Source organism: Erwinia sp. BNK-24-b (assembly GCF_047456155.1).
Lineage (GTDB): Bacteria > Pseudomonadota > Gammaproteobacteria > Enterobacterales > Enterobacteriaceae > Erwinia > Erwinia phyllosphaerae.
On sequence record NZ_CP179901.1, the window covers coordinates 3,585,029 to 3,597,699 of the forward strand.

Here is a 12,671-nt window from a genome sequence, read left to right on the forward strand (position 1 = left end):
AGTTTAGAAAGAATGAGCGGCCTTAGCAAAAGCAGAAAAACGAAATGAACTGCCCTCAACCTGCGCGGGCAGTCCACTATTCATCCTTTAGCAATCAGACATCCTCCTCCAGATCGTCGTCATCCTCTTCATATTCGTCGTCCTCTTCCTCATCCTCCTCTTCCAGAGGCGCATCGATTTCTTCATCGTCATCAAGCGGATCGACAATTTCATCGCTGCCTTCGGGAATATCTTCACGATCTTCATCTGCTGGATATTCAGCGTCATCAGGAACGGGTTCCTGGTAATCCGGACGTTCAGACATAGCTACCTCGATCAATCCACAGGGTCAGTTAACTATAGAGGCTGGGTATGAACATAGCCCGCGTTGCATCACAGATCCGATAAAATCAGCTGGGCTTTACTCTGGCAGTTTGTCGCCCGACTCCGGGGCCTCATCCGGGTTGTCTTTTTTGTCTTCCGGATCTTTTTCGATCCGGGTCAGGAAATATTGCTTCCCGCAATTTTTACGATAAACGCTGGCGTAAGGGGAATAAATGAACATGGCAATCTCCTGCATAGCGAATGAATACTCATTATAAACGCCATTTTAAGATCTGAGTCCCAAAAGCGCTGGAAACGAATCCGAAACCTTAGCGCAAAGCTGGTAACTTGTTCACTTGCCTGCTCTACTCATTTAACGGGTCTGTGCGCTTTATTTTTCAGGTCAACGCCTTAAGGGGAAAATCATGGAAAAAATCACGGTTCAGTATGGCACTTTAACCTTTCCGGCTGAATACAGCGAAACCAGAATCGGGAAGAACAACTTTGATAAAACAGTGCTTATTGCTAAAAATGAGCAAAGCACGGCGTTGTTTAGCGGCGCGCTGCGGGAAACATTTAATTTTGATTCCGAGCGGCTGGGAGATGAAGAATATATTCTTAGCGATGAAGTGCCGCAGCATTTTATTTTTACCAATATTCCCGGTAAAACAAACAGTGCCGGTGACAAATAACATTCCCCTTTTAAATCAAAAATTTTAGCCATAAAAAAACCCGGCCGGAGCCGGGTTTGCTGAAGCGACAGAACTTACTGCAGCAGAGACAGAACGCCCTGTGGAACCTGGTTGGCTTTTGACAGCACGGAGGTGCCAGCCTGCTGAAGGATCTGCGCCTTCGACATGTTTGACACTTCTGTTGCGTAGTCCGCATCCTGAATACGTGACTGAGACGCGGTCAGGTTGGTCACAGAAGTGTTCAGGTTGTTGATGGTAGATTCAAAACGGTTCTGAATCGCACCCAGGCCGCTACGTGCGGTGTCAACGTCCTTGATGCGCGCATCCAGGTCTGACAGGTCGCCGCCGGTCACGCTGAACGTTGCGCCCAGGCCAGAAGTCTGGAAGCCAGCGCCGGACAGGTCGATGCTGATAACGTTAGCGTCGGTAGAGTCGTTAGCGCCAACCTGGATGTTTACGCTGCCGGTAGAGTTGAAGATTGCCGTGCCGTTAAAGGTGCTTGCCGCGCCGATACGGTTGATTTCAGACAGGCGTGCGTCAACTTCTTTCTGGATTGAGTCGATGTCGTCGGCGCTGTTGGTGCCGTTTTTCGCCTGCACGGTCAGTTCACGGATACGCTGTAAGTTGGTGTTGACCTCGTCCAGTGAACCTTCAGCGGTCTGGGTCAGAGAGATACCGTCGTTGGCGTTACGTGATGCCTGAGTCAGACCCTTGATCTGTGAGCTCATGCGGTTAGCAATCGCTTCGCCCGCGGCGTCGTCTTTAGCGCTGTTGATACGCAGGCCGGAAGACAGGCGTTCGATAGCGGTGCTCAGAGAAGCCTGTGATTTGTTCAGGTTGTTCTGAGTGGTCAGTGACATAATGTTAGTGTTGATAACGGACATGATCGTTTCCTTAAAATTTTACCAGGGTTCGGATACGGCGCCAGGATGCCCGTCACCGTCTGTATTATTTATCGTCACCACCTGGTAAAACTTTAAAACGAGTTGAGAAAAAGCAGGCAAAAAGGTCATTTTGATAAAAAACATTATATTATCAAATTCTTAGCATTTACGCAGAGAGAGGTTAGCAATACTCAGGCTCGTATCGGTCGAAATTTGAGGTATGCTCTTGTATTCATGTACTAGCCATAAGGTTCAGAGAATGGTTTTTTCTACGATAGAAGATGTCAGAACCCAGATTGATCGATTAGATAGCGAGCTGGTCAAAATTATTGCCCAGCGCGCCGAGTGTGTTAAAGCAGCCGCCACGTTCAAAACCGATCGCTCAGCCGTTCGCGCCCCGGATCGTGTGCAGCAGGTTATAGATAAGGTTCGCAAGAAAGCGGTTGAGGCAGGACTTTCAGAAGTCATTATTGAGAAAGTTTACCGGACCATGATAAATGCGTTTATTGAGTACGAGCTTGAGCAACACGAGCGGTTACAGCAGGAAAAAACTAACTCTGTATAACAATTTCAAACAAGGGGGGAAGTAAGGCTGCGCTTGTGCCATGCCTCTATATATTCCCCCCTGAAAGCGAAAGCGCTCAGGTCTGGACTTTTAATCCTCGGGATCCGTCAGCGTGGCCCTCATGCGAGGAAGACTCTGAGGATAGTTTTGCTGAATAAACTCAATCATTTTTTCCCTTACGTAACAGCGTAAATCCCAGGCCGTAGGGGAATTCTGCGCCGTCATCAGCATTCTGATTGTCATGGTCTTATCATCAGTATCGGTAACCTGAAGCACCTGGGTTTCCCGATCCCAGAGTTTTGTCTCACTGAGGACTTTTTCAAAATGCTTGCGCAGAGGTTCTAACGGCATGGAATAATCAAGATAAAGAAAAACCGAACCTAAGATTTGTGCATTATTACGCGTCCAGTTCTGGAACGGATTTTCTGTAAAGTAGGTAATGGGCAAAACCAGTCGACGCAGATCCCAGAGACGTACCACCACATAAGTCAGGTTTATCTCTTCAATCCAGCCCCATTCTTTTTCAACCACAACCGCGTCATCGATTTTAATAGGTTGCGTAAAAGCTATCTGGATACCGGCAAACAGGTTAACGAGCGATTTTTGTAGCGCAAAACCAATTATTATTCCGGCTACCCCTGCACCCGCCAGGATTGTCGTGCCAAACTGCCGAACGCCAGGAAAGCTAAGCAGGATAAGGGAAAGACAAACGGTTACCAGGATAACGATGGCAACCTTTTTAACGTACATTATCTGCGTACGTATTTTTCGGGCGCGAAGATTATTTGAAAGATTAATATCATAGCGTATGAACAGCATATCCTGCGCCACGTTAATCAAGCGGATAAGCACTGAGCAAAACGATAATATAATAAATATATGAATAGTAGATGTAATAAAGCTAATGGATTCAGGTTCAATATTTACATAATTAAGCCCTATGCTGATCAGCAATAAAGGAATAAAAAGAAACATTGATCCATGCAGATGCTTTTCAAGCGATTTAAACAGCTTTCTGTCTCGATTCTGCCAGTAGCGGATGAATCTGAGCAGCGTAAATCGCGCCAGAAACCCCAGTGCGAGGGAGAGCGTGACGAGCAATACAGCAGGCACCCATGATGGCGCGCCAGATAACTCACCAAATAGCAATGGCATCATTTTCCCTTACGTTAAGCCCACGACCTTTCGTCGTCAGGCAAGTTAAAAATCAGTAACCCTTTTCTTCCAGGTTATCTGCGGATTTCTTCTGTTCACCGCGTTCGCTTCTTCAGCGTGGTCGCCTCCGCTTCTGGTACGAAGCGGACGCAGGTCTAATAAGCTTATACCCCTTTTGGCAGACCGGTAGTTTTTGCCGGTTCCCTGGCGATGTTTCATGGCTTTATTTTTTAGTTTTATAGATATATATCAGTAGGTTAAATGCTATTGCGACTAACTGAAAGCATGTATCCTGACCGGGTTAGCATTCGGGAAATTCGGTCTTTGACAAATGCCTTTGTAGATTCGCGATCTACCATTCGATCGCCAGGCCCAGGACATCCAGTTAAGAGAAGTACGACAGCCAGTAATCCAGCGGCGAGCGCTCGCGCTTTCATTCTGAGGGGATTTAATATGGATAAAATCAATAGAATAGAGATGACTGGTGCCGATAATAGGAGTAAAAAAACCTCTTAAGCCATTGTTTTATTGAGTATTTCCAAATAAAAATAAAACCATGCCCCCACTTATGCCCCTTTTACCACCCAAGCACATGAATCGTATAAATCGCTTTAAAAAAAAGCAAATGCCCCAATGACTTTTAAAAAACATCCTTGTTTGGCTAGTAACTATCCTTTTCTGCTTCCACCAGTTGGCGGCGAGCTAGGTCGCGGTGGTGCTGATGGCGGCGTTACTTTTCCACCTCTTACATTTCTTGGTCCTGGTCCTGGCGGAGGCGAAGGCGGGGGCCTGTTACCTGTACTCATAGAAGTTTCTCCTCTCAAAATAGCTGGCTTAAAAATTTTAAAAAATTAACATTATCATTTGTAGATGATAATTGACAAATACTAAAACAAATAAAACCAAAAAAAGAAAGAAAAATAATTATGGTAATAAGCACTAATGACTTATATATATAATCAAGCCTCAGGTCATTATTCTTAGAATTAATAGTAGAATATGTTACATAACTATCCCTCATAAATTCATCAAAATACTTATCAACCAAATCATCTTTATCGGCATAACTATCATAAGTGGCACATAAAATATCATGGTAGTTCTTTAACTCTTGAGCGTCGGGCATTAATTTGTCCACAAACCCATATAATGACCTTGTAAGAAAATAAAACATCACAGAGACCGCAGCGAATGTCAGAATTATAAAGAGCAAAAACAACCCGCCCCATATGGTTCGCTCATTAAGGGAGAATGATTTAACCATGTATGCCCACCCCCCTAAAATAGCAGTGATCAAAGCAATTGGCAGACTCATTCTAGATAGTAACTTCTCCCTTCTTTCGACCTCAGCCTTGTATATACTTTCATACAAAACAAGTTCATCTTTAACTACCATAAAACCCCCTTGAAATATTCACTTAAAGCAAAAATTGAGTAAAAAATTAGTTTATATCCTCGGCACTTCTTGATTGACCTATTACAACCAGAGTTAAGAGAGCTATATGAATTAAATTAACAACAAATACAGACAATGTTAACTTAAGCATGACAAAACCAATACTAATCATGGAGTTAGCCACGCAAAGCACGAAAGTTAACAATAAAAAAACTATACACATGCCATAAAGGTGATAAAAAGGTCGTATGTATCCATTCACCTTCCATTTAACAAAAGAAACTTTATGACTAATAGAAATTATATAAGCACCAATTGCCGCCACAAATCCAGTCATTGTAATACTAAAGCTGCTAAGCATAGTCATTATTTCTTTTACAGATTCACTTTTAACTTCAATAAAACTCATATCAAATAATTGTCTGACTATCCAAAAACTAACGTATATAATAAAAACTAACAGGACGGAAAGAACCCATAAGAGAAAACACGTAACATTTATTTGCCTCGCTGTAATTTTCATAAACCTTCGCTAGCTCTTGTGGAAGTCAGCTTCTTTCATTTCATCCCAATCTGAATCGTTGAAGGAAGCCTTCACTCTGTCAGAAAAAGAGGATACAATCCCATTCATTGCTTCTACCACCTCCTGATTTTTGTATCTTTTTCCAACAATTTGCTCTTCCATTGTTGTCTTTAAATTCGGATTTAGGAAGTCAAACATCACACCGCTTGAATCTAGCATATACTCTTTTACATTTGATTGAAATTCGTCAGCCTTAGCTTTTAGGTATACTTCTGCATAACTTTTATCGTTTTCATCTGCAAGAGAATCTAAAAGGGGTGATATAAACTCTTTAATATTTTCTTTTCTATCCGTTCGTTTAACAATCACCTCAACAACCATGTTGTCCGAAGGGCTTTTACCAAGGAAACCGCCTAAAATCCCCTTTGCTTTATTACTTTCAAGCCGAACCCTTGCACTAGTAATGAGTTTAAAGTTACTTGCATCCCCTTTCATTACTTTGTTCCTGATTGGCTTCAAATCAATAGCATACCTTTTCTTACTTTTCTTATCATTAATCACTTCATTAATAAAAAAGCACAAGTCGTCTATATCAGCACATCCGCGCCCTGAAGCGAATCCAATAATAGGGAATTTAGGATCAAGATATACATATGCTACTTTCTCAAGGCTATCAGCCCCTAAGACAGAGACCAAATCTTTAATTACACCTTGCAGCCTATCTACAGCTTTAAACCCCCCTAATGGAGCTGGAGTCATAAGATAAAAAACGTTAGCATGCATTAAGGGTTTAGCTAAATATAATTTTTTTAGTTTATGATCTTTCGCCAGCAGGTTTTTATTTTGATGCTCGCAATAATGATCAACTATAGAGGATATGTTTTCAAAAGCTGAATGACCAGTTGAAGCATCGTCAATTGAGTAAGAAAAGTAATTCACCTTCATCATTTTTCCTTTGTTGTAGTTTCGAGCTTCTAGGCCTATGCGCGCAATGCTATCCCCGCCACGCCTGCCCGCTTTGTGCATCGCTTTTCATGCAGCTGCATGCACAGGCTCCGGCCGCACCGGTACTGGCCCCGTTCGTGCTTCTGACACGCATCTTTTACATGCAAAACCATGCAGCTCTTGCATGCATCACTATTTATACTCGTCAATGTACAGAAAATCTTTAGCTTTGCGCAAAAAAAAATCCCTGCCGGATGGCAGGGAGTAAGTGCGGTTTTGGGTCAGTGTCGGAAAGCGCTTCCGTAGCGGCCCAGCGTCTGTGACTGGCGTTGAGGCGGCGGGAGTGGAGCCTCGCAGACTTCGGGCTGCGGTGGCGCGGTGATTACCCGGGTAATACTTTCGCTGGTCTTGAACGCGCACGAGCAGTCCAAATTCGTGCACTGATGATAACGTTCCTTAACCTGTTCGGACATGTAGCGGCTCGATTTGGCGTGCGCCGGGCTTTTGCAGTACGGGCAGTGCATCATGCCTGGCTCTCCTTCTGCTGTTTCTCAAGCTTCTCTTTACGCTCGTATACCAGTTTGTGAATGGATGCCGGACTGTTATGCAGCTTCATATCCACGCCGGTCAGCGCCGGGCGATAAACGCCAATTTCCGACAAGACCGGCTCTGCATCCATATCCAGCCGCGCGGCCTCCGCCTTATCGGCCAGCACCTTACCGACCTCGCGGGCGAGTATGACTTCCGGCTCCTGGTGAAGCGGGTCGGTATGGCGTCCCCGGTCGTTGAGCCGGAGCGACAGCAGCTTAAGGCGCACGGCGCGTACCAGCGTCGGGCTGAGGTTGCGCATGGCGGCCTCCCACTGGCCCTCCACATACTGCGTAAAAGCCGCGTTGTGTGCGTTAACGTAGGCGTGGCCGGTCTGTACGGCCTTTATCATCTCCCCCTCGTGCTCAAACTCCAGCTCCTCAATCAGGCCGGTGAACTCTTCGGCCAGCTCGCGGCTGACGATGCGCTGGCTGTGCTGTGCCCTCAGCTCGTCGGTAAGGTTGCCGCGCAGGCTGCGAAAGCGGGTGCGCCAGTTCGTTTCCGCTTCTTTCCCGTTCTCGATGGCCGCCTCGCGCTCTTTCTTGCTGCGGGCAATGGCGGCGGTGATGTCGTTGATTTTCATCATCTGCGCGGTATGTTCGTTTCTGGCTTCGGTCAGGCGAATGACGGCGGGGCTTTTATTCTCGCTCATGATAATTTTCTCTCTGTAAAGGATGTTTGTATTCTGCCGTGGCCCAGCGGACAACGCCTGCTCTCCCCGTCTGCTCATGGCTCAGCAAACAAACCCGGTGGCCCGCCAGGAAAAAGGCCCGGAAGGGCGTGTCGCCTGCGTCTCTGTCGGCAGCGGGGTGTAACAGGGGTAACACGGGTTACATCACTGTTTTAAATGGACTTTCAGTAAATTTCTCTGTGTAACAACAGGGGTTACAGCGGGTAACAGATGCGGTGTTACACCTGTTACCCTTTTGCTTTTATGCGGTGTAACAGCGCCAGCGCCCGGATGACGCGGTTGTTACACCTGTTACCTCTGTTACCCTTGATAAATAAGACTCGCGCACCGTTAACCCGGTACCTCGCTGTTAAAGACGTAGAGCCTGCGCACGTTCATCTCTGGCGGGCGAATGCTGGTCTGTAGCTTGCCGTCGTTGGCCGCCAGCAGGTAACCCTTGTCCGCACAGAGCCGGGCCACCTTGCGCGGGTCAAAGCCCCGGCAGATTTCCTTCCAGCCCGACGGCATCACGTAGAAGGTGGTCACCGTTTCACGGCCCTGCGCGGCGTTGCCTTTTTCCACCCTGCGCCAGCCCACCATGTTGCCGGGACGGTTGCGCTCGTCGTGCCAGTCGGCGAAGCGGCTGTACTGGTTGGCGGTGAAGAAGGTGCGCACCTGCTCCAGCGCGGCCATGTCTTCCTGGTTGGCCGTGTGTCCCCGGTCTTTCAGCCAGGCATTCAGGCAGACCCGCGTTGCCCGTAGCGCTTCGCCCTCCGGCCAGCCGGTGATACCCATGCGCGTCGCCAGCTCCCCGGCCATCGCCACCAGGGCAAAGCGGTTGACCGCACGACCCACCTGATTGCCCGCGTCCTGCGGGGCCAGCGCGGCGGTGTACTCCTTCATCAGCGCCTTGGCCTGCGCCGTCAGCCCGTTGAGGTCGGCGGTCAGCGCCTTCAGCCACTCGCGGAACGGCGAGCCGTAGTAGCTGGCGGTGGCCCATTCCAGATGCTCCGCCAGCGCCTTGCCGCTCTCAAAGCCGTGCAGCTCCTCAAACACGCCGAACTTACCGGAGTCGCTGGGTATCTGTATCATCCTGACCTCCATCCCGGCGAAGGTGCGCTCGCCCGCCTTTGCGGCGTGCTCCGTCAGGGACAGCTCGCCCGTGGAGAGGAACAACAGCCGCCACTGCTTACGGGTGCGCAGCTCGCCGTCGGTTCCGGCCCGGCCCTTGCCCTGGCCGTTTGCCAGCATATAGGCAATGTTGCCCGCCTCGCGCCCGTCCACCTCGCGAATTTCATCGAGCATCATCGCCGCGTCGTTGCGGCGGCTGGCGGAGCCTTCCAGCGAGTTGCCGGTCGCCCGCCACGTCTGCCAGTAGTCCGGGCCGCCGCATACCGAGGTGGCCGCCTTCATGGTGGTGGTCTTGCCGTCGGTGGATTCGCCCTTCAGATGATAGCCGCCGCCGTCCATGCCAATCAGGCGCAGCAGCGGCGCGGCAAAGGCCAGGCTCACCGCAAAGGCGACGCGGGAATTCCCGGTGCAGTAGCGGGAGACGTGCTCGCGCCACTCTTCGGTCGTGCCCGCCACCCGGAAGTCGCGCCCCTGCACCGAGGTGGTCTGGAGAATGACGCCCTCCGCGTCCTCGCCGTTCACCTCGTCCTGAAGGACGTAAACCTGTCCGTGCCAGCCGGTACGGCTCACGCAGGTAACGCGCCGCTCCGGCTTGCACAGCGAGATGTACTCCATCAGCCGGGCGCGGGCCTCGCCGGTGGTGCTGATATACGACAGGCCGTTAACCAGCAGTACCCGGCGCAGCTCCTCGCCACTGCCGCTGAGCATCTCCATCGGCATCGCCCATTTACGCCGCTCGCCCCAGGTGTCCTCCCACTCCAGCAGGCGGCCAAAGTTGCCGCCGTCGGCGTCGCAGGTAATGGCGGTGACGCGCAGCGGGTTGCAGATTTTCACGTTCTGGATTTCCGTCTCGCCGTTGCGCTGCACCTGCTTTTCATACCAGAGGTAATCCTGCGTCAGCCGGAACCCCTGCGGCAGACGCGTGCGGCCCTCACCGCACATCACCAGACCGTTACGGAAGGCTTCGCGGGCGCGGGTCACGCCGTGCTGGCGGTGAAAGTCGTTCCAGTCGGCGCGAATTTCGCCCGGCGGCAGCGTCACCCAGCCGCCCACCGCCTTTGCCGCCTTTTCTGCAAACGCCTTGCCGGGATTCTCGCCGCCGTCCTGAAAGTCGTTGTCCCCGGCGAGGATAATTTTCACCTCCGGCCAGCGGGCGCGCAGCGCCTGCGCCACGTTCGGCAGGTTCCCGGCCGCCACGGCCGCCACCACGTACCCGGCGGTCAGCTGGCTCACGGTCAGCGCCGTGGCCCAGCCTTCGGTAATCACCGCCTGCACCGGCGGCTCTGCGGGCAGCGGGGCGAGCGTCACGAACGCGCCCTTCATGGTGCTGCCCGGCAGCAGGCTTTTTTCCCCGCCGGGCGCTATCAGCTGCGCGCCGGTGACCGCGCCGTCCGGGGTCACCAGCGGCAGCAGCACCGAACCCGCCGGGAACGTCGTGCCGCTGATGCGCTGCGCCTGGCCGGTCAGCGTCACCGGATGCCCGGTAAAGCCCTTAGCGCCAAGATAGTCGCTCTCGCCGGTGTGGCCTGCTGCCAGCAGCGCGTTCACCGTGGCGGTCATGTCGCGCTTCGGGGCTTTTTCCCTGGCAGGCTTAACCGGCACGTCCTGCACGTCGCGGAACGCCAGCACCTGCGCCACGGCCTGCGCCGCCTTCTTCACGCCGTCGCCCGTGACCCGTTTGACCAGGTCGAGGCCGTCGCCGTTGCCGCAGTGGCTGCAAATCCACGTCCCGCGCCCCTCCATATCGTCAAAGCGAAAGCGGTCTTCTCCGCCGCAGTGCGGGCAGGGGCCGTGCCGGCCGTTGTCCGGCACCGTAATACCCAGCAGCGGCAGAATAACCGGCCAGCGGCCTCGTGCGGCCGTGGCAATCTGTGTCACCGTCATAACTCTCCCTTACCGGTCGTACAGCGAAATGCCGGTATCGCAAAAATCATCGAAGGCCGCCGGTAATACCTGATACAGCTCCGTCATCACCTGCACGCCGCGCGCCGTGAGTACCGGCGGCGCGGTCAGCAGCTCCGGCCTGACCATATCGCTCATGAGCGCCAGCGCGGCGGCCGCGCCCCGGGCCTCGCCGTACTCGTTCACCATCACGCTTTCAATGTGCAGGGCCACGGCCATTTCGATGCGCTCCACCGACAGCTTATGCGGCCCCAGAATTTCGCTGCCGGTGTCGGCCTGCACCTTTTCCCGCCAGGCGGAAGCGATGGCGCGACGGTACAGGGCGGTGGTCAGCTCCGCCGGGAAAACCGATACGTGATGGCTCATACCTTTGCCTCCGTCAGCGGAGCGCAGTGGCGCGCCACCTCTTTCAGGTCGGCGTACAGGTAGTCCATCAGCGCGGCCACGCCCGGCACGCTGCCGCCGAACGGCAGGCCGTCGTTCTGCGGGTGCTGCGCAAACAGCTGTTGCAGCAGGTCGCAGGCGTCTTTGGCCCGCTCCAGCTTCTCGAATGCGTCTTCCGGCAGGCCGTAAGCGTAGAAACGGCGGTTTAACGGCAAGGGGCGGCCCTGAGCAGCATGCTGCCCGTTTGATGTGTTCATGGATAACTCCGTTACTGAATGCGGTTACGGCTTACAGAAAGCGCGAATAGTGGTCTGCGCCCGGTGTCGGGCGTGGGCTGACGTCGGCGGTACGCTGGCGAACAAGCGTCACGGACGGATGCAGGGACAGGGGGCCGGAGCCGCCTTTCCCGCCGGTAGCGTCGGTCAGCCTGCGCGGTGCCGCCGCGATACGCTGATAGAACGCCTCAAACCACGCCAGCGGGCCGGACGTCAGCTGGCCGTCGCTGTCGTGGCGATAGAGCACCTCGTGGCTGAACGCCGGGCTGGCGGCCGCCACGGCAAAGGGCGCTGCGGTCAGGCAGATAATGCAGACCGTCCAGCCCTGCTTATGCTGCCAGCGCTCGCCGGGTTGCGGATATTCACGCATGACGACCTCCCGGGCATGGCAGACGACCGGCAAAAAACAGCACGTAATCGGCGGCCAGACGACGGCGGGCGCTGCGCTCGTCGTTTGCGGTTACCCGCAGCATCACCGGGCGGCAGGAGCGCTGCGCACGGTTGATTGCGGCGAAGATCCAGGTACACTTTGATGTAGCCATTTTATTGTTCCTAAGCATATTTGGTTAGATGCCCGTTATGTGTTGCAGCACAAGCGGGCATTGTCTTTTCAGTTTCAGGCAACTACAATGGTAATTACCATGTAGGTCATCATAGATTAGGGTAATTACCATGTCAACACCACAAGAGAAACGTTCTCCTCCTTTCCAGATGCGCTTAACCGATGAGTTTCGCCAGCAGTTAGAAACTGAAATGCGCAAAGACGGTGATACCGCGCTTGCCTCATGGATAAAGCGTGTTTTGCGTAAAGAGCTACAGTCACGTGGTATTAACGCTAAAGGATAAGTAGCGCAAACTCACGCAAAACATTTTGCGGCTTTATCATGAGCCGCTCAACTCATACCTTGCTGTAGTCTTTTAGCTTTATTTCGCATGCAATCGTATTGCTGAGCTGATTTAACTTCATGACCATCGCGCCATCCATAATAATCAGCAACACGCCAGCGAGACATACGACCGATTTTAATGGGCCGTGGAAAGCGATTTAAAGAAATAAGCCGATAAATCCATTTATCACTTAAAAGACAGTCAGCAGTAATGAACTTCATGTCAATTAAAGCATCCATAGGCGGGCGCTGGCTAATCAAAGTGTCAGGGGATAGGGGCATATCTTTCTCCGTAATGTCATGTCTACTGGCTTCAATACGAAGAATTTAATCACAGGGAAGTAAAGGCTAAAATGCGACTAAAAGATTTT

18 protein-coding genes are annotated in these 12,671 nt (G+C 51.8%); 3 read left to right on the forward strand and 15 right to left on the reverse strand.

All coding sequences use genetic code 11. The features are described 5' to 3' along the window. Positions 1-94 precede the first annotated feature (94 nt). Positions 95-304 (reverse strand): hypothetical protein, encoded by a 210-nt coding sequence (locus ACMGGR_RS16460; RefSeq protein WP_246758441.1) that lies wholly within the window; start codon positions 302-304, stop codon positions 95-97. 96 nt (positions 305-400) lie between these two features. Then, complete coding sequence (locus ACMGGR_RS16465; protein ID WP_246758440.1) at positions 401-544, reverse strand: hypothetical protein; 144 nt, start codon at positions 542-544, stop codon at positions 401-403. A gap of 184 nt (positions 545-728) precedes the next feature. Between ACMGGR_RS16465 and ACMGGR_RS16470 the strand changes: the two genes are divergently transcribed. Then, on the forward strand, positions 729-995 hold the full coding sequence (locus ACMGGR_RS16470) for a hypothetical protein (protein WP_246758439.1): 267 nt from the start codon (positions 729-731) through the stop codon (positions 993-995). A 74-nt stretch (positions 996-1,069) separates the two neighbouring features. Here ACMGGR_RS16470 and ACMGGR_RS16475 read toward each other — a convergent pair whose 3' ends face one another. Further along, positions 1,070-1,879 carry a flagellin gene (locus ACMGGR_RS16475; protein WP_281434488.1) on the reverse strand — a complete coding sequence of 270 codons (810 nt, stop codon included), beginning with the start codon at positions 1,877-1,879 and terminating at the stop codon, positions 1,070-1,072. Positions 1,880-2,138: 259 nt separating this feature from the next. On the opposite strand from ACMGGR_RS16475, the gene ACMGGR_RS16480 reads away from it, so the two are divergent. Next, positions 2,139-2,444 (forward strand): chorismate mutase, encoded by a 306-nt coding sequence (locus ACMGGR_RS16480; protein WP_414147350.1) that lies wholly within the window; start codon positions 2,139-2,141, stop codon positions 2,442-2,444. A 90-nt stretch (positions 2,445-2,534) separates the two neighbouring features. Here the strand turns inward: ACMGGR_RS16480 and ACMGGR_RS16485 are convergent, their stop codons facing one another. The 11 genes from ACMGGR_RS16485 to ACMGGR_RS16535 all read right to left on the reverse strand — a co-directional run bounded on the left by ACMGGR_RS16485 (position 2,535) and on the right by ACMGGR_RS16535 (position 11,955). Continuing rightward, a complete protein-coding gene (locus tag ACMGGR_RS16485; protein ID WP_246758435.1) occupies positions 2,535-3,599 on the reverse strand; it encodes a mechanosensitive ion channel family protein in 1,065 nt (354 codons plus the stop codon). 820 nt (positions 3,600-4,419) lie between these two features. Beyond that, positions 4,420-4,995, reverse strand: coding sequence for a hypothetical protein (locus tag ACMGGR_RS16490; protein WP_414147351.1), 576 nt, complete (start codon positions 4,993-4,995; stop codon positions 4,420-4,422). 46 nt (positions 4,996-5,041) lie between these two features. Then, a complete protein-coding gene (locus tag ACMGGR_RS16495; RefSeq protein WP_414147352.1) occupies positions 5,042-5,404 on the reverse strand; it encodes a hypothetical protein in 363 nt (120 codons plus the stop codon). Between the two features lie 123 nt (positions 5,405-5,527). After that, complete coding sequence (locus tag ACMGGR_RS16500) at positions 5,528-6,544, reverse strand: hypothetical protein (protein ID WP_414147353.1); 1,017 nt, start codon at positions 6,542-6,544, stop codon at positions 5,528-5,530. 200 nt (positions 6,545-6,744) lie between these two features. Next, positions 6,745-6,990, reverse strand: coding sequence for an ogr/Delta-like zinc finger family protein (locus ACMGGR_RS16505; RefSeq protein ID WP_414147354.1), 246 nt, complete (start codon positions 6,988-6,990; stop codon positions 6,745-6,747). Further along, positions 6,987-7,703 carry a hypothetical protein gene (locus ACMGGR_RS16510; RefSeq protein ID WP_414147355.1) on the reverse strand — a complete coding sequence of 239 codons (717 nt, stop codon included), beginning with the start codon at positions 7,701-7,703 and terminating at the stop codon, positions 6,987-6,989. The genes ACMGGR_RS16505 and ACMGGR_RS16510 overlap by 4 nt, the downstream gene beginning before the upstream one ends. A gap of 369 nt (positions 7,704-8,072) precedes the next feature. After that, the gene (locus ACMGGR_RS16515; protein ID WP_414147356.1) at positions 8,073-10,736 is read right to left on the reverse strand and encodes a DUF927 domain-containing protein; all 2,664 of its coding nucleotides are present in this window, start codon (positions 10,734-10,736) and stop codon (positions 8,073-8,075) included. A 9-nt stretch (positions 10,737-10,745) separates the two neighbouring features. Continuing rightward, positions 10,746-11,120, reverse strand: a complete 375-nt coding sequence (locus ACMGGR_RS16520) for a DUF5375 family protein (protein WP_414147357.1) — start codon at positions 11,118-11,120, stop codon at positions 10,746-10,748. Beyond that, complete coding sequence (locus ACMGGR_RS16525) at positions 11,117-11,395, reverse strand: hypothetical protein (RefSeq protein ID WP_137764774.1); 279 nt, start codon at positions 11,393-11,395, stop codon at positions 11,117-11,119. Before ACMGGR_RS16525 ends, ACMGGR_RS16520 begins: the two co-directional genes overlap by 4 nt. Positions 11,396-11,426: 31 nt before the next feature. Beyond that, positions 11,427-11,783, reverse strand: a complete 357-nt coding sequence (locus ACMGGR_RS16530) for a hypothetical protein (protein WP_414147358.1) — start codon at positions 11,781-11,783, stop codon at positions 11,427-11,429. Further along, on the reverse strand, positions 11,776-11,955 hold the full coding sequence (locus tag ACMGGR_RS16535; protein WP_414147359.1) for a host cell division inhibitor Icd-like protein: 180 nt from the start codon (positions 11,953-11,955) through the stop codon (positions 11,776-11,778). The genes ACMGGR_RS16530 and ACMGGR_RS16535 overlap by 8 nt, the downstream gene beginning before the upstream one ends. A 130-nt stretch (positions 11,956-12,085) precedes the next feature. Between ACMGGR_RS16535 and ACMGGR_RS16540 the strand changes: the two genes are divergently transcribed. Further along, positions 12,086-12,259 carry a hypothetical protein gene (locus ACMGGR_RS16540; RefSeq protein ID WP_346456286.1) on the forward strand — a complete coding sequence of 58 codons (174 nt, stop codon included), beginning with the start codon at positions 12,086-12,088 and terminating at the stop codon, positions 12,257-12,259. Positions 12,260-12,306: 47 nt separating this feature from the next. Here the strand turns inward: ACMGGR_RS16540 and ACMGGR_RS16545 are convergent, their stop codons facing one another. After that, positions 12,307-12,582 (reverse strand): helix-turn-helix transcriptional regulator, encoded by a 276-nt coding sequence (locus ACMGGR_RS16545; RefSeq protein WP_414147360.1) that lies wholly within the window; start codon positions 12,580-12,582, stop codon positions 12,307-12,309. Between the last annotated feature and the right edge of the window lie 89 nt (positions 12,583-12,671).